Source organism: Pseudomonas sp. 2848, from assembly GCF_003253945.1.
In the GTDB taxonomy this organism is placed as follows: domain Bacteria; phylum Pseudomonadota; class Gammaproteobacteria; order Pseudomonadales; family Pseudomonadaceae; genus Aquipseudomonas.
In genome coordinates, this window is record NZ_QKZD01000005.1 from 88,097 (window position 1) to 104,488 (window position 16,392).

Consider the following 16,392-nt stretch of genomic DNA (forward strand, 5'->3'; position numbering starts at 1 on the left):
TGCATGGCAGCCCCAAAGACGCGAAACTGACAGGCCATTAGCATGCCCGCTCACCACTGCCGCTTGTCCGGCCGGATCAACCCGAGTTTCTCGATCTTGTAGCGCAGCATGTCCCTCGACAATCCCAGCAACCGTGCCGACTTGGTAACGTTCCAGTCGGTGCGGTCCAGGGTACGACAGACCATATCGCGCTCCATGTCCGGCAAGCTTGCCGCTGCCGGGGGCTCGTGGCGCGGCGCCTCGAATGCCAGCACCTGCGCCGGCTGTGCCAGCGGTTCGTCGACCAGGGTCATGCACAGGTTCAGCTGGTGGGCGCCGATCACTTCGCTGGGCGCCAGCAACACCGTCTGCTCGAGCATGTTGCGCAGTTCGCGCACATTGCCCGGCCAGCTGTAACCCAGCATCAGCGCCTCGGCCTCGGCCGAGAAGCGCAGGTTGGGCTTGCCATAGCGCCGCCCGTGGTGGGCCAGGAAGTGCCGGGCCAGGCGCAGGATGTCCTGGCCACGGGCAAACAGGCGCGGCACCTTGAGGGCGATGATGCGCAGGCGGAAGAACAGGTCGCGGCGGAACTTGCCCTGCTGGACCATCCGCTCCAGGTTGCAGTTGGTGGCGCTGATCACCCGCAGGTCGACCTTGCGCTCCTTGACCGCGCCGATGCGGCGGATGGTGCGGTCCTCCAGCAGTTTGAGCAGCTTGGCCTGCAGCACCAGGTCCATCTCGCCGATCTCGTCGAGGAACAGGGTGCCGCCGTCAGCCGCCTCGACCAGGCCCACGCGACGCTCCTTGGCATCGGTGAACGCGCCTTTTTCGTGGCCGAACAGTTCGGCCTCCAGCAGGTGGGCGGGAATCGAGGCGCAGTTGAACTCGATGAACGGCCCCTTGGCCCGGCTGCCGTCGAAATGCAGGGCGCGCGCCACCAGCTCCTTGCCGGTACCGGTCTCGCCCTCGACCAACACCGGCGGCAGGTCGCCGCTGGCCATGCGCCGTTCGGCATCGAGCAGCTGCTGCAAGGTGTGCTTGAGCTCTAGCATGGCCGGCGACTCGCCGATCAATGCCTGCAAACCGGACTTCTGCGCCTCCCGTTCCTGGTAGAACGACAGCGTGCGCTCCATGCGTTCGGCGGCCAGGGCCTTGTCCAGCATCAGCTTGAGCTCGGCCAGCACTACCGGCTTGGTGAGGTAGTGGAACGCGCCCTCCTTCATGGCCAGCACGGCGTCTTCGACGTTGCCGTAGCCGGTCATCATGATCACTTTGAGCTCCGGCGCCTGGGCTACCAGCGAGCGCAACAGGTCGTGGCCGCTCATGCCGGGCAGCGAATTGTCGGTCAGCACGGCGTCAGGCCGGGCGCGCTTGATCTGCTCCAGCGCCAGTTCCGCGCTGTGGCACACCGTGACCTCGAACCCTTTGAGGCTCAGGTAGGTGCGAATGTTGTCGGCAAGGATTTCATCATCCTCGACCACCAGGATGCTGTGCTCCATGGTCCTCTCCCGCTGCAATATTGAAAGTCAGGCTGACGCGGGTTCCTTCCTCTTCGCGGCTGGTCAGTTCGACCGCGCCGCCAAAGCGTTCCATGATCCTTTTGACCAGGGCCAGGCCAACACCCAGGCCGCCTTGTTTGGTGGTGAAGAACGGCTTGAACACCATGCGCCGCTGCTGCTCGCTCATGCCCTTCCCGGTATCGCTGAGCTGCAGTTGCGCCTGCTGCCCCTCCAGCTGGCGCACCTCGGCGCGCAGCTCGCCGCCTTGGGGCATGGCCTCCAGGGCGTTGGCAAACAGGCTGTTTAGGATCTGCGTCAGTTGCAACGGTTGGCTGGCCACCCATTGCGTCGCAGGCCCGACGAAGGCGAAGCGCACGTTGTTGCGCTCGATCTGCGGAGCGAAGGCCTGCCGCGCATCCTCGACGGCCGCCACCAGGTCGACCGACTCGGCTTCGTCGCTGGTCGGGCGCAGCGATACCAGCAAGTCGCGGACCCAGCGCGACATGCGATCGACCTGGGTGATGATGTCACCGATGTTCTTCTGCGCCGCCGGGCTGGCGATGTCCTGGGCCAGTTCTGCGCTGGAGCGGATATTGGCCAATGGGTTGCGCAAACTGTGAGCCACCGCCGAGGACATCTCGCCCAGGGCCACATAGGTCTCGCTGGCCACCAGGCGGTCTTGCTGGTGATGCAGCAGGCTGGCGGCGCGGCGCACGATCCAGAACAGGCCGAAGTAGATCAACGCCCCTCCGACCAGGGTGGAAGCCCAGATCAGCACATAACCGCGATGGATGCGCCGCACCAGGTCATGCGGCTCCTTGTAGATCTCGACCATCGCCAGCACCTGCTCGCCCTGGCTGTCGAACAGCGGGATGTAGTTCTCGATGAACAGGTGCCGGGGCTCGCGCTGGAACTTCTGCTCTTCGCGGTCCTCGTCGGCCTTGTGATAGCTGGCCGACACCGACTTGCGCGAGCGGAAGGCGCGTTCCAGATCGTCATCTTCATCGATGCGCTTGCCGATCAGGTGCGGGTTGGTCGACCACACCACCGTGCGGTCGCGGGCATAGACATTGGCCAGCAAGGTGTCGGGCAGGTGCTCGACGTGGTCGAGGAACTCCACCCGGGTCGACTCGGCCAACTGCGGAGTGAACTGCAGGTGCTGCTGGTCGAGGCGCGGATCGAGCAACTCGCCCATGGTGATGCCCGGCGGCAGCTGCGAGTGCCGCACCTCGGCCTGGGCCATGGCCTGGATGAACTGGGCGGTGAGCATGGCATCGCGCTCGACGCTGTCGCGCACCACGAAACGTGTCGACACATAGCCCAATCCACCGGCCACCGAGGCGATGATCAGCAGGCTGACCAGCGAGAACCAGCGCAGCAGGTTGAACTCGTGCAGCGGCGTTGCCAACCCGCTGGCGGGAGGCGCGGCCTTGTCGGGGGCACCGTTTTCGAGCGTCTGCATCGCGTCGTTCCCACCTGAACGCCGATGAGGTTCACCGGCATGCTGCTCTGCTACCGGTGGTAGCAAAGTGATTCCATCGAACCTTTGCTGAAGGTGTCAGCGCAGGCTTGCGAGAGGTCTAGCAAAAAACCAGCCAGCAACTTGAATTTATGATTTTTCTTTATAAATCATTATGTTGAAGATCATTATTAATCTTGCTTGTTGGATAATTCCCCACTTTTGGGTAACGGTCACCCATTTTTGATAATTTCCTTATAAATCAGTGTATTGGACTCAATATCTATAGCTTAAGGTTAAGTTGATGCCACCCGAAAATTCAGCAGTACCCGGGTCCCTGCCCCCTCACGACTGCTCAACCGCACCGAGCCGCCGAAGCGCTCCATGATCCTTTTCACCAGCATCAGCCCCACGCCCACGCCGCCTTGCTTGGTAGTGAAGAATGGCCGGAAGGCCATGCGCTGCTGTTGCTCGTTCATGCCCTTGCCGGTATCCGAGAGCCGCAGGCTCAGATTACGCCGATCATTGCGCACCACTTCAACACGCAGCTCGCCACCGGCCTCCATCGACTCCAGGGCGTTGGCGATCAGGCTGCTGAAGATTTGCCCGAGCAGCGCCGGCTGGCCCAGCACCTGCACGCTTGGCAGCTCAGGCAGCAGCAACCGCACGCCGCCGCGCTCCAGCGCGTGGGCAAACGCCTGCAAGCTGTCGCGCAGGCTCTGGGCTACATCCACCGCCACGGCTTCATCGCCAAGCGGGCGCAGCGATTGCAGCAGCTCACGCACCCACTGCGACATGCGGTCGACCTGGCTGATGATGTCGCTGATGTTCTTCTGCGCCGGGCCATCGTCGAAGGCCTGGGCCAGCTCGGCGCTGGAGCGGATGCTGGCCAGCGGGTTGCGCAGGCTGTGGGCCACCGCCGACGACACCTCGCCCAGGGCCACGAAGGTTTCGTTGCCGATCAGCCGCTTCTGCTGCACCGCCACCAGCCGGGCGGCGCGGCGCATGATGCCGTACAGACCGACATACACCAGGCCGGCACCCGCGGCGATGGCCAGCCAGATCAGCAGCAGGCCGTGCTCGATACGCACGATCAGATCATGGGGTTCCTTGTAGATCTCGACCATCGCCATGACGTTTTCGCCGTCGGCGTCGAACAAGGGGATGTAGTTCTCGATGAATAGCTGCTCGGGCGGGGTGACGAACTTCTGCTCGCTGCGCGCCTGCTCGAAGTTGTGGTAGCTGGCCGACACCCGCATCTTGTACTCGAATGCCCGGTCGAGGTCGTCGTCCGATTCGATCAGCTTGCCGATCAGCGCCGGGTTGCTCGACCAGATCACCGTGCGATCAGGGGCGTAGATGTTGGCCAGGAGCATGTCCGGCAGGTGCGCGATATGGTCGAGGAACTCGCCACGGGCCCGGCGCCTGGCCTCAGGGTCGACATCGGGCAAGGCATGGTCGGTGCGCGGATCAAGCAGCTCACCCATGGTCCGCACGTTGGGAATCGAGACATGGCGCACTTCGGCGTCGGCGATGGAGGTGATGAACTGGGCGGTGAGCAAGGCATCGCGCTCGACGCTCTCGTCAATGATGAAGCGGCTTGAGATCAGGCCCAGGCCAACCCCCACCGACAGGATGATCGCCAGGCTGACCCAGGCGTACCAGCGCAGCAGGTCGAACGGCTTGCGCGCCTGGCCGATTTCGGCGGGCAGCAATGTGTCGGGACGGGGGGCGAGGTCCATGGCGGGCTCCGCGGCTGGGCACCTCTACAGGTTATAGCCCAGAGTTGGGGAAAGCATGGGTGAGGTGAGGCTATTGAGCGCGTGAGGGCCGCCAGGTGCTCACCGCAACCCTTACAGGCGCTGCAAGGATCACGGAGAACACCTCGCCGCTCAAAGCGGCGCATCCCCAGCCAGCCCGCGCAGCAGGCGATAGTCGCGCAACACATTCGGCACGTAGCGCAGGGTCTCGGCGAACGGCGGCACCACCCGTCCACGGCTGAGAACCGCCTCAGGCCCCGCGTTGTAGGCCGCCACGGCCAACGTGATGTCGTTGTCGAACAGCGTGAGCATGCGCTTGAGGTAGCGCGCCCCTCCCTGCACGTTGGCCTGTGGATCGAGTACATCCTTGACGCCCATCTCTTTCGCCGTGTCCGGCATCAGTTGCATCAACCCCGCCGCGCCCTTGGCCGAGCGCGCCTTGGGGTTGTAGCCGGACTCGGCCTTGATCAACGCGTGCAGCAACGCCGGGGGCACACCGTGGGCCAACGCCGCGGCCGCCACCAGGTCGGCGTAGGGTCGCCCGGTGATCAGTTGCGCATTGACCGGCCCGCCCGCTGTCGGGCGTTCGCTGATGACCCGGTCGTAATGCCGGCCCGGCCGGTGCACGTTGGACAGCACGAAGCCGCCCTTGCCATCGCTCGAGACATAGATGTCGGCCTGGGCGGCGAATGCCATCAGCCCCGCCACCAACCCCAGGATCAGTCCTCGCATGTCGTTCGCCTCCCGCCGCAAATAACCCAAGCGTGGCCCCCGATGTGGGGGAGATGCCCCGTTAACCCGGGCTTTTCGACTGCGACGCAAGCCGCGTGCCGCCTGCTGCGGCCCATGGCGCAAGGGCCCGAAGCAGACGTGCACGGCTGTTGCATGGCAGGGGTAAATGCACCGGAGGGTTTCACCATGCAACGCAGCATCCGTACCCAACGCGGCTTCACCCTGCTCGAACTGTTGGTGGTGCTGGTGGTGCTGGGCCTGTTGGCCGGCATCGTCGCGCCCAAGTACTTCAGCCAGCTGGGCCGCTCCGAGGCCAAGGTGGCCCGGGCGCAGATCGAGGGGCTGGGCAAGGCACTGGACCTCTATCGCCTGGAGGTAGGCCACTACCCCAGCAGCGAGCAGGGCCTGCAGGCCCTGGTGGTCGCGCCAGGTGGCGAAGCGCGCTGGTCGGGCCCCTACCTGCAGAAGGCCGTGCCACAGGACCCTTGGGGCCGCCCCTACATCTACAAGCAGCCCGGCGAGAACGGCGGCGAGTACGACCTGCTGTCGATGGGCAAGGACGGCCAACCCGGTGGTGACGGCGAAAACGCCGAGATCACCAGTTGGCAATGAGGGCCCCGGCCATGCGCTATCAGCTCAAGGCCCTGGGAAGCCAGGGCGTGGTGCAATTGCAGGTGGAGGCCGAGGACAGCGACCAGGCCCGGCGCCAGGCCGAGGACCAGGGGCTGCGCGTGCTCAGCGTGCGCAGCCAGGGCCTGGCCCTGCGACGACGCGTGGCGGCGTTCGATCTGATGCTGTTCAGCCAGGAGCTGACCACCTTGCTCGGCGCCGGCCTGCCGCTGATCGACGCCCTCGAGAGCCTGGCCGAGAAAGCCCCGGGCGGCGCCACGCGCAAGACCTTGGAGCAACTGGTGCGCCAACTCTATGAGGGGCGCTCGCTGTCCCAGGCCCTGGCCCTGCAGCCGCGGGTGTTCCCCACCCTGTACGTGGCCCTGGTGCAGTCCAGCGAACGCACCGGCGCATTGGGCGACGCCCTCACCCGCTACATCAGCTATCGCCAGCGGTTGGATCTGGTCCGCCAGAAGCTGGTCGGTGCCTCGGTCTACCCGCTGCTGCTGTTGCTGGTGGGCGGCGGCGTGGTGCTGTTCCTGCTGGGGTACGTGGTGCCCCGCTTCAGCCTGGTGTTCGAGGGCATGGGCAGCGAACTGCCGTGGCTGTCGCGGGTGCTGATGCAGATCGGTCTGTTCCTGCATGCCCAGCAACTACCCCTGGGGCTGGGCACGTTTGTCGGCGTCGGCACCCTGGTCGCCCTGCGTCGCCACCCGGCCGTGCGCCGTGGCGCCGGCCGCCTGCTGCGCCGACTGCCCGCGCTGCACCAGCGCCTGATGATGTATGAGCTGGCGCGCTTCTACCGGTCACTGGGGATTTTGCTGCAAGGGGGCATCCCCATCCTCACCGCACTGGGCATGGCCCGCGGCCTGCTGGGCAGCACCGCGGCCGAGGGCCTGGAGCAGGCCAGTCAACGGGTCGCCGAGGGCCTGCCGTTATCCGATGCGCTGCAGGCCGGCCAGCTGGTGACCCCCGTCTCGCTACGCCTGCTGCGCGCCGGCGAACAATCGGGCAACCTGGGTGAGATGCTTGAGCGTTGTGCCGACTTCCACGACCAGGAGATCGGGCGCTGGGTAGAGTGGTTCGTGAAATTGTTCGAGCCGTTGTTGATGACCTTTATCGGCCTGCTGATCGGGCTGATCGTGATTCTGATGTACATGCCAATTTTCGAGCTGGCATCGAGCATTCACTGATGCTCGCAAGAAAATGCAGCGGTTCAGTAGTCGAACCGCTCCACCGCCCTGCGCCGCTCGTTGTCGTCCCGTCGGTCATACCCGGCCGTGGTCTGGATATTGGCGTGGTGCGCCAGCTTCTGCGCGATCGACAGGTCGTGCTCCTCGATCACCCGGGTGATGAATGCCCGGCGAAAATCATGCGGCATGATCTTCGCCCCCACCTGCGCCCCGCGCTGGCGGGCGATGTAGTAGATCGCGTGCTTGGTGATGCGCGCGCGGGTGATGTGGCTGCCACGGCGGATGCGATTGAACAGGAAACTGTCGTCGCGCTCGCCGGCCGGCAGGTGCTGGCGGCGCAGGTCGAGCCAGGCCTGCAGCTTGTCGAAGGCCCAGGCCGGGGCGTACTTGACCAGCTGACGGTTGCCCTTGGCCAGCACTTGCACGCTGCGCTCCTGGAAATCCACCTGGTCAAGGTTCACATCGACCGATTCCGATTTGCGCATCCCGGTGCCGTAGAGCAACGCCAGGATGGCCGCGTCACGCACACCCTGAGGACGCGGGTCGGCGGCGCACACGTCCATCAGCTCGCGGATCAGGCTGCGCCGCAGGTTGCGTCCCGGCGGCAGGCGGCTACCGCCCGCTGGCTTGACCTCGCGGATCATCAACAACTGTTCGTGCTCGATCAAACCCTGGCGCCAGGCCTCGTTCATCACTCCACGCACGGCATTGACGTACAACGACGACGTGTTGGGCGCATAGCCATCGGCGCGCAGCGCAGCGACCAGGGCGATCACATGGCCGGGTTCCAGGCGGTGCCAGGGCACCTCGGCGATATCGCAGTCGGCAAACCCCAGGCGGTCGGCGGCGTCCTGCAGGATGTAGCGCATGGTCAGCTGGCTGGACGGGGCCAACCGGGCGAGGTACTGCAGCAGCGGATTGCGCAGGAGGTCGGTCACAACGGGGATCCTGTAGCAAGCCGCCCTGGCGATCGAGGCAAGGCGGCGCAAAGCGAGTCATTTCAACCATGACAAAGGTCAAAATGACAACATAGAAATGGGGTCATAATGACTTCAAAAGTGCCATCACCTTGATATTCAAGGCTTTTGAACGCTGGCATGGTTCGTGATGGTACCCCATTCAACCGTTTCGATCGAACCAAGGTCCTCGCCATGCTCGTCCAGCCGATCACCACCCGCCCCCGTCAGGCCCTCTGGGCCCTGGGTTTTCGACCCTTCTTCCTCGGCGGCAGTCTGTTCGCCCTGGTTGCCCTGCTGCTGTGGGCCGGCGTGCTGGTCGGCGCTTACGCGCTCGAGCCGGCCGGCGGCATGCTCGCCTGGCACCGCCACGAAATGCTGTTTGGCTTCGCTGTGGCCATCGTTGCTGGCTTCCTGCTCACGGCGGTGCAGAACTGGAGTGGCATCCCGGGTCTCAGTGGCCGACCGCTGCAGGGGCTGTTCCTGCTCTGGCTGCTGGGCCGGGCAAGTTGGTTCCTGCCCTTGCCCGCCTGGCTACTGGTGCTGATAGAGGGCGCGTTCCTGCCCCTGGTGGCGCTGGCCCTGGCGCGGCCGATCATCCAGCGTCGGCTGCGCAACAACTACCCCATCATCGGCCTGGTATTGCTCATCGCGGCTTGCCAGTGGCTGACCCTTGCAGGCTGGCTGCGCGACGACCCGCTGTGGCAACGGCGAGGCGTGCTGGCCGGGCTGTGGCTGGTGGCGGCGATGATGAGCGTGATCGGCGGCCGGGTCATCCCGTTCTTCACCCGCCGCGGCCTGGGCAACATGAGCCCGGCACCGGCCCGGCCCTGGCTGGACCGCGCCTGCCTGCTGGGCAGCGTGGCGCTGCCGCTGACCTATGTGCTGGGGCTCAACGATGCATCACACCCCCTGATGGCCGTGCTGTTCGCCGCCCTGGCCGTGCTGCATGGTATACGCCTGGTACTGTGGCACGACCGTGGTCTGTGGCATGTGCCGTTACTGTGGTCGCTGCACCTGGCCTATGCCTGGCTGATTCCCGCCTGCCTGGGGTTGGCGCTGTGGCATGCCGGGGTGCCGATCAACCCTAGCCTGGCCGCCCATGCGCTGACGGTCGGCGCCATGACCGGGCTGATCGTGGCGATGATGGCGCGGGTCAGCCTGGGGCATACCGGGCGCCCTCTTCAGGTACCCCGCAGCATGAGTTGGGCATTCGCGCTGATCCAGCTGGCGGCACTGGCCCGCGTGATCGTGGCGCCGTTCACGCCGCTGGGGCTGGGGTTGTCGGTATTGTTCGGCAGCGCGGCGCTGCTGCTGTTCCTCTGGCACTACCTGCCGATCCTGTTGCGTGCGCGGGTGGACGGCATGCCGGGCTAGCGGGCTTGCCCCGCGACAGGGCCGCATCTGGTCTACAGTTGAAGTCACGTTCAACCGCCAAGGGACCGCATGGCCTTCCACCACCTCACCCGCACTCACCCACGCCTGAGTATCGCCACCCTGGCCGGCCTGCTCGGCGGCTGGCTGATCCCCGCCGGCGATACCGTGCAGCATATCCTCGTCGGCTGGAACATCGGCGTCTGGCTTTACCTGGCCATGGTCCTGTGGCTGAGCCTGCGGGCCAATGCCGAGCGGGTGCGCAAGGTCGCCCGCATCGAAGATGAAAACGCCGGCCTGGTACTGATCACCGTGTGCGTCTCGGCCATCGCCAGCCTGGCGGCTGTCACCCTGCAACTGGTGTCCAGCCGCGGCCTGGAAGGCAGTGCCCTGGCCTTGCACTACCTGTACACCGGGCTGACGGTGGCTGGTTCCTGGTTGTTGATCGGCTGCATCTTCAGCCTGCACTATGCCCGGCTGTTCTACACCGGTGACCGCCATGAGCCCCCGCTGCGCTTTGCCGATGGCGAGCGCAACCCGGACTACTGGGACTTTCACTACTTCTCGTTCACCATCAATGTCGCCGTGCAGACCTCCGACATCGGCGTCGGCGGACGGGCCATGCGTCGGGTGGTGCTGGCCCATTCACTGGTAGGCTTCGTGTTCAATACGGCGATCCTGGGCTTCACCATCAATATCGCGGCCGGGCTGCTCGGCCAGGGCGCGTGAAGCACAGTTGCGGATGCGCTGGCATACCTGTGCCAGCACCTGCGCCTCGAGCACCAATCCCAGCCGCACATGCCCTGCTGCGCTGGGCCCGAAACCATCACCCGGCAACAGTGCCACGCCCTCTTCGCTCAACAGACGCTGGGCGAACGCCTGGGCGCTGAGCCCGGTGCCACGTATATCGAGCATCACGAACATGCCCCCGGCAGGCTGATGCGCATGGATGCCGGGGCAATCCTCAAGCGAAGCGCACACCCGGTCGCGCCGCGCCCGGTACACCTCGCGCATGCGCCGCACCTCATCTCCAGCCTGATCCAGAGCCACGCAGGCCGCCTGCATGACGAACTCCGGCAGGCCGAACAGCATGCTCATCACCAGGTTGCCGAGGTGCCGGGCGAACTGCGGCGGCCCGATCACCCAGCCGACGCGCCAGCCACTCATGGCGTGGGACTTGGACAGGCTGCCGATCGACACGCAGCGCTCGGCCATGCCCGGCAAGCCCAGCGGATTCGATGCCTCGCCGTCGTACAGCAGTGACTGGTAGACATCGTCGCAGATCAGCCACAGGTCGTGTTCCTGGCACAAGCGCGCCAAGCACTTCAGATCGGTCAGGCCGATTGCCGCCCCCGTGGGGTTGTGCGGGCTGTTGAGCAGAAGCCCGCGAGTACGCGGCGTGATCGCCCGGGCCACGGCCGATGGGTCCAGGCGGAACCCCTGCTCCGGCCGCACCGGCACCTGCACGGCGCGCGCGGCGCAGGCACCGAATACCGTGTGGTAGGTGACGTACATGGGCTCGGCGACGATCACCTCGTCATCGGCCTCGAACAGGCACTGGAAGGTCGCGAACAGCCCGCACTGAGCCCCGGCGGTCACCACCACCCGCTCGGCGTCAATGGCCTGCTGGCTGTGGCGCGCCACCGCCTGGCGCAGGGCGAGGCTGCCGCGCACATCGCTGTAATGGGTTTCGCCCCGACGCAGGCTGGCAATGGCGGCCTCGACCACCGGGGCTGGCGTGTCGAAGTCTGGATCGCCCACCGACAGCAGGAAGATCTCGCGCCCCTGGCGGCGCTGCTCAAGGGCCTGGTAGTGAATATCCCAGGCCGCGGCTGCGTGACCGGCGATGCGTTGGGTGAGCGTGGAATACCGCATGACTGTCTCCCTGTCTGCCGGCCGGCACCGCTGGTCCGAAAAGCGCTGACGGTAAACATAGCAGAGCGCTGCTGGCTGCCAGGCGCAGGCCCGCGGGGAAAACGTTTGCCTGGCCCTACGCGCCCACCGTTCATCGTGACAGGACTGTGACCGCCGTCATGCATTAGTACATCTGCCATATTTTCCAGCGAATACTGCCATGGCAGGTGCTAAGGTTAGAGTCCTGACGGCCAGGACGGCCCAGGCTGTTACCGCTTTGCAATCACCACGTTCACGAACAAGGAGGCTGGCATGAACAAGATGACGTTCCCCAACGCCTGCCAGGTGATGCGTTGGCATTTTCATCCGTTGGGTTTCGAAGCCAGCATGGATGCCCCGCGCAGCATGGTCGCCCGGCTGTTCGACCGTGCCACCGGCGAAACCCTGCTGGCCATTGCCGGCATCCCCTGCGCAACCATCATGCACGCCGCCGATGTCGAGCGCATCATCGAGGCCGTGGAGGCCGAGATGGAAACCTTCGACCTGCTTGCCAGCCCTTTGCGCAGCGTGGTCTAGCCTACCTGGGCCTGGCGTGCCTTGAGCGCCTGGAGCCCTGCCATGAACTGCTCCGGCGGCACCGGCTGGCCGAGCAGATAACCCTGCAGCGAATCGCAACCCAGGCGGGTGAGGAAGTCCTGCTGGCGGTCGGTTTCCACGCCTTCGGCGACAATGCGCAGACCCAGTGCCTGGCCCAGGGCGACGATGGCCGAGACGATCGCCGCATCATCGCTGTCCTGCTCCAGGTCCCGCACAAAACCACGGTCGATCTTCAGTTCGTTGGCCGGCAGGCGCTTGAGGTACATCAGGCTTGAGTAGCCGGTGCCGAAATCATCAATGGACAGGTCCACGCCCATGTCCGACAGGCGCTGCAGTACGTGCAGGCTGGCGTCGGCGTCGCGCATGGCGGTGGTCTCGGTGATTTCCAGGGTCAGGCGATTGGCTGGCAGGTCATTTACATCCAGCGCCCTCGCCACACTGTCGACCAGCCCGGCGTGGCAGAACTGAATGGCCGACAGGTTGACCGCGATCCGCCACCCTTCATTACCTTGATCCAGCCACTGGCGCATCTGCCGGCAGGCTTCACCCAGCACCCACTCGCCGATCGGGATGATCAGCCCGGTCTTTTCCGCCAGGCCGATGAAACGGTCCGGCAGCATCAACCCATGTTGCGGGTGCTCCCAGCGCAGCAAGGCCTCGGCACCAATGGGCAGGCGCTGCACGGCGTCGAACTTGGGCTGGTAGTGCAGGCGGAACTGGCCGTGCTCCAGGGCCGTGCGCAGGTCCTGCAGCAGTTGCAGCTGCTGGCGCGCGTTACTGTTCATGGACGCATCGAAGAAGCTGTAGCCGTTCTTGCCGGCGCTCTTGGCGTGGTACATGGCGGCGTCGGCGTTGCGCAGCAGTTCGTGCTGGTCCAGGCCATTGCCGGGATACAGCACGATGCCCAAGCTCGCCGACAGCTGCAGGTCGTGTTCGGCCACACGGAACGGCCTGGCCATCAGGTTGACCTGCTTGGCCGCGACATTCATGGCGTCGTCCGGCTCGTCCAGCTCCACCAGCAGCACGAATTCGTCGCCGCCGATGCGCGCCAGGGTGTCCTGGCTGTGCAGGTGGCCGCGCAAACGCGCCGCCACTGCCTTGAGCAGCAGGTCGCCAACATGGTGGCCGAAGGCATCGTTGACGGGCTTGAAGCCGTCGAGGTCGATAAACATCAGCGCGAAGCAGCCGCCCTGCTCCGCCACGCGGCCGACGGCCTGGTCGATACGGTCGGCCAGCAGCGTGCGGTTGGGCAGCCCGGTCAGGGTGTCATGCAGGGCCAGCTGGGTCAGTTCCTGGTTGGCCAGGGTCAGCGAGCGCGCCAATTCCGCCGTGCGCGCCTCCAGCCGAGCGTCAAGCACCGAAGTCAGCAAGGCCACCGCCAGCACTGCCAGGGTGGTGATCAGCACCAGGTAATCCAGGCCGTCGCCCGCGAGCCCCGTGGCCAGTGCGCCGCAGAAGCTGCCCGCCGGGAAGTTGGCCGCCGCCATGCCGGTGTAGTGCATGCCGACGATGGCGACCCCCATCACCACCGCCGCCACGCCACGGATCTGCCGTACGTAGGGCGTGTGCTGGCGCAGACGGAAGGCTATCCATAGCGCCGCCGCAGAAGCGCCCACCGCAATGGCCAGGGAGGCGCTGAACAGCGTCGGGTCGTAGTCGATGCCCGGCTGCATGCGCAGTGCGGCCATGCCCATGTAGTGCATGCAGGCGATGCCGGTGCCCATGATCAAGGCACCGAAGGCCAGTTGCAGCCACGGTAGTTTAGGCTGGCTCACCAGCCACAGGGCGAAGCCCGACGAAGCCACCGCGATCAACAGCGACAGGCCAGTCAGCGCAGTGTCGTAACCCAGCTCGATGGGCAGGCTGAACGCCAGCATGCCGATGAAGTGCATCGACCAGATGCCAATCCCCATGGCCAATGCCCCGCCGCCCATCCACAGGTACACCGCCCTGCCCTTGGCCGTGGCGATACGCCCGGTCAGGTCCAGGGCCGTGTAAGAGGCAAGGATGGCCACGCACAGCGAGATCAATACCAGCGAGGAGGAGTAGCTACCGATCAGCATTCGCACGTCCAGGAACGAACCGGGGAGGCCCGGGAAAAGCCGATGATTGTACTCAAGCTTTGCTGAAACGCACGGGGTTTTCGCGCTTCTCGATGGATCCAAAAGCCGCTCGCAAACCCCGCAGTGAAGGGGTTAGAGCCTTTGCGCGAGTAGCTGAAGGCATATTGCCACTTGTCGTTTGCTTCTGCTCATGGCGTTGATCGCGGGCAAACCCATTGATCAGGCATCTCCTGCAGATCCCTGACCATGAGAAACACCAAGCCAAGCGAAGCGACTCCGGCTAAGCTCAACACACCACCACGCCGTTCCCGGAGCCTGCAATGGCCACCCTGCCCAGGCATGCAGTGCCGCTCGCCCTGCTCGCCATCACCCTGTCCTTTTCGACCGGTTGTTCGAACAAGCACGCTAGCACCCGCTACGCCGCCCAAGGCTCCAACTGCTATGCCAAGGCGCTGCCCAGCAGCGGCGAAGGTGGCCTGGCATTCGGTCCGACACTGGCCATGGCGAGCAGGAAGTCGCTGGACAGTTGCATGCGCTATGCCGGCAGGTCCGGGGGCACGCCTCGGACCTGCCAGGTCGTCGTGGCCAAGTGCAAGAGCTGAACTACCCTAACGCTTCTTCGATCAGCGCGGCCACCTCACCTGCCCGCGAAGCCAGTGACGCGTGGCTGGCATCCAAGGTAATGACTTTGCGCGCCTGCAGGCGCGCGGCCATCATTTGCTGATTGAGCGGGGCGATCATGTGGTCCTGGCTGGAAATCTGATACCACGAGGGCCTGTGCTTCCAGGCCGGGTCGCTGATGGTGTCACCGAAGGTACTCGCCAGCGGCGCCTTCTGCGTCACCGCCATGACCCATGCCTCATCCACCGACAGATCCTGGCAAAAGCTTTCGTGGAACTTGTCGGCCTTGATCCACAGATAGCCATCGCTGTCCGGCGCAAGGTTCGCTACCGCGATGGGTGGATGCTGCTGTGTCAGCCCACCAGGGCTTTCACCCGCGTCTGGGGCAAAGGCCGCGATAAAGACCAGGCCCTTCACGTTCGCGGCGTTGCCGGCCTCGGTGATTACCGCCCCACCGTAAGAGTGCCCTACCAGCAGCACCTCGCCTGGCGCCTGCGCCACCATCTTGCGGGTGCGCTCGGCATCGTCGGCCAAGGACGTCAGAGGCAGCTCCACGGCGCGCACGTCTTTGATGCCCTTGCGCGCCAGCTCGACGATCACCTTTCCCCAGTGGGCGGCCCCGCCCCAAAAACCGTGTACAAGCACGACAGTAGGCTGGCTCATGAGAATACCTTCGCGAGAAAACAAGGATGGGGTTTCGCCACAACAGCATAGGCCCAAGAGAACGTGGCCTTAGATCAAAGGCATCGGACAGGGTGCCGACTAATGACGCAATCGCTTCACTTGCCGGCCTGCTGACGCTGCCAGCGCTCCAGGTTCTCGGCCACCAGTTGCTCGGGCAAGGGCCCCGCCACCAGCTCCCGCATCTTGCGCGCCAGCGCTTCGCGCAGCGCCGGCTGGTTGCAACCCGACTTGTGCGATAGCGCCAGGTACAGCCCTTCGCTGGACACCGGCGGCTCAAGTACCTCCAGTTCCTTTTCCTTGCCCAGCGCGCGCGCCAGGGCCATGCCGGGGTACTGCTCGAAGATCACGTAGTCGCTGCGCTTGAGCAGCAGCTTCTGGAAGGCCTGGGTAACGCTGGGCACCGCTTCGAGGTCGAGCTGCGCCCGGGCGTAGTCGTCGAATGCCTGGCCATGGCTGTTGTTGACCAGCGTCCCGCCACGTCGCCCTTTCAGGTCGGACCAGTCGCTGTAGGCGAAGCCTTCACCCTTGCGCACCCAGACCACGCTGGAATTGAACAGGAATGGCGGGCTGATGAAGTCGGTCAGCAGTTCGCGCGCCTGGGTGCGAAAGTAGCCGGCCAGCATGTCGATGCGCCCGCTGCTCACTTCTTCCTGCGCCCTGGACCACGGCCCGACATACATCACATCCACCACCAGGCCGAGGTCCTTGGCCACCTGCTTCAGCAAGTCGGCATTGGCGCCGATCAGTTGCGCGGGGTTATGCGGGTCGCGCCAGAGATAAGGTGGGTACTCCGGGTTGCCGGTGGCGGTGAGGTGCTGGCAGTTGTCCGCGGCAAAGCCGCGCAGTGGAACCACGGCCAGCAGGCACGACAACCACACAGACAGGCCCAGACAACGTCCGCTCATGGCGCTCCTCGTGCAATGGATTACGCCACCGACGATGTGGCCTTACACAGTTTGCACGAGAAATGGCCGAACGCCACGTGCCATGTGGCGAACTGTGATGCGGTACA

The 16,392-nt window shown here is 65.1% G+C and carries 15 protein-coding genes; 6 read left to right on the top strand and 9 right to left on the bottom strand.

Translation table 11 applies throughout. From position 1 onward, the window contains the following. Positions 1-50 precede the first annotated feature (50 nt). The 4 genes from DFS21_RS11615 to DFS21_RS11630 all read right to left on the bottom strand — a co-directional run bounded on the left by DFS21_RS11615 (position 51) and on the right by DFS21_RS11630 (position 5,429). Positions 51-1,478, bottom strand: a complete 1,428-nt coding sequence (locus tag DFS21_RS11615) for a sigma-54 dependent transcriptional regulator (protein ID WP_111532353.1) — start codon at positions 1,476-1,478, stop codon at positions 51-53. Then, positions 1,447-2,940 (bottom strand): sensor histidine kinase, encoded by a 1,494-nt coding sequence (locus DFS21_RS11620; RefSeq protein ID WP_110699225.1) that lies wholly within the window; start codon positions 2,938-2,940, stop codon positions 1,447-1,449. Before DFS21_RS11620 ends, DFS21_RS11615 begins: the two co-directional genes overlap by 32 nt. A 293-nt stretch (positions 2,941-3,233) precedes the next feature. Then, positions 3,234-4,679 (bottom strand): ATP-binding protein, encoded by a 1,446-nt coding sequence (locus DFS21_RS11625; protein WP_110699227.1) that lies wholly within the window; start codon positions 4,677-4,679, stop codon positions 3,234-3,236. Between the two features lie 150 nt (positions 4,680-4,829). Beyond that, on the bottom strand, positions 4,830-5,429 hold the full coding sequence (locus DFS21_RS11630; protein ID WP_110699229.1) for a lytic transglycosylase domain-containing protein: 600 nt from the start codon (positions 5,427-5,429) through the stop codon (positions 4,830-4,832). Positions 5,430-5,615: 186 nt separating this feature from the next. On the opposite strand from DFS21_RS11630, the gene gspG reads away from it, so the two are divergent. Further along, positions 5,616-6,041: a type II secretion system major pseudopilin GspG gene (gspG, locus tag DFS21_RS11635; protein ID WP_038706070.1), complete on the top strand. Its 426-nt coding sequence runs from the start codon at positions 5,616-5,618 to the stop codon at positions 6,039-6,041. An 11-nt stretch (positions 6,042-6,052) separates the two neighbouring features. Next, entirely contained in the window at positions 6,053-7,231 is a 1,179-nt protein-coding gene (locus DFS21_RS11640) for a type II secretion system F family protein (RefSeq protein WP_110699231.1), read from the top strand. A gap of 23 nt (positions 7,232-7,254) precedes the next feature. On the opposite strand, the gene xerC is transcribed toward DFS21_RS11640, so the two are convergent. Continuing rightward, positions 7,255-8,169: a tyrosine recombinase XerC gene (xerC, locus tag DFS21_RS11645; protein WP_110699233.1), complete on the bottom strand. Its 915-nt coding sequence runs from the start codon at positions 8,167-8,169 to the stop codon at positions 7,255-7,257. A 213-nt stretch (positions 8,170-8,382) separates the two neighbouring features. Here xerC and DFS21_RS11650 point away from each other — a divergent pair, with 213 nt between their 5' ends. Together DFS21_RS11650 and DFS21_RS11655 are read left to right on the top strand one after the other, a co-directional pair. Then, positions 8,383-9,564: an NnrS family protein gene (locus DFS21_RS11650; protein ID WP_110699717.1), complete on the top strand. Its 1,182-nt coding sequence runs from the start codon at positions 8,383-8,385 to the stop codon at positions 9,562-9,564. Positions 9,565-9,633: 69 nt separating this feature from the next. Then, the gene (locus DFS21_RS11655) at positions 9,634-10,290 is read left to right on the top strand and encodes a DUF1345 domain-containing protein (protein WP_102683921.1); all 657 of its coding nucleotides are present in this window, start codon (positions 9,634-9,636) and stop codon (positions 10,288-10,290) included. Here DFS21_RS11655 and DFS21_RS11660 read toward each other — a convergent pair. Continuing rightward, complete coding sequence (locus DFS21_RS11660; protein ID WP_110699235.1) at positions 10,207-11,436, bottom strand: pyridoxal phosphate-dependent aminotransferase; 1,230 nt, start codon at positions 11,434-11,436, stop codon at positions 10,207-10,209. The genes DFS21_RS11655 and DFS21_RS11660 overlap by 84 nt on opposite strands. Before the next feature lie 291 nt (positions 11,437-11,727). Here DFS21_RS11660 and DFS21_RS11665 point away from each other — a divergent pair, with 291 nt between their 5' ends. Then, positions 11,728-11,991: a DUF1652 domain-containing protein gene (locus tag DFS21_RS11665; RefSeq protein ID WP_110699237.1), complete on the top strand. Its 264-nt coding sequence runs from the start codon at positions 11,728-11,730 to the stop codon at positions 11,989-11,991. Here the strand turns inward: DFS21_RS11665 and DFS21_RS11670 are convergent. Further along, a complete protein-coding gene (locus tag DFS21_RS11670; protein ID WP_110699239.1) occupies positions 11,988-14,075 on the bottom strand; it encodes a bifunctional diguanylate cyclase/phosphodiesterase in 2,088 nt (695 codons plus the stop codon). The two genes, DFS21_RS11665 and DFS21_RS11670, sit on opposite strands and share 4 nt — an antisense overlap. A gap of 320 nt (positions 14,076-14,395) precedes the next feature. On the opposite strand from DFS21_RS11670, the gene DFS21_RS11675 reads away from it, so the two are divergent. Continuing rightward, on the top strand, positions 14,396-14,677 hold the full coding sequence (locus DFS21_RS11675) for a hypothetical protein (protein ID WP_046855739.1): 282 nt from the start codon (positions 14,396-14,398) through the stop codon (positions 14,675-14,677). A 1-nt stretch (position 14,678) separates the two neighbouring features. On the opposite strand, the gene DFS21_RS11680 is transcribed toward DFS21_RS11675, so the two are convergent. Together DFS21_RS11680 and DFS21_RS11685 are read right to left on the bottom strand one after the other, a co-directional pair. Beyond that, positions 14,679-15,359 carry an alpha/beta hydrolase gene (locus DFS21_RS11680; protein ID WP_110699241.1) on the bottom strand — a complete coding sequence of 227 codons (681 nt, stop codon included), beginning with the start codon at positions 15,357-15,359 and terminating at the stop codon, positions 14,679-14,681. 116 nt (positions 15,360-15,475) lie between these two features. Continuing rightward, complete coding sequence (locus DFS21_RS11685; protein ID WP_110699243.1) at positions 15,476-16,285, bottom strand: ABC transporter substrate-binding protein; 810 nt, start codon at positions 16,283-16,285, stop codon at positions 15,476-15,478. Between the last annotated feature and the right edge of the window lie 107 nt (positions 16,286-16,392).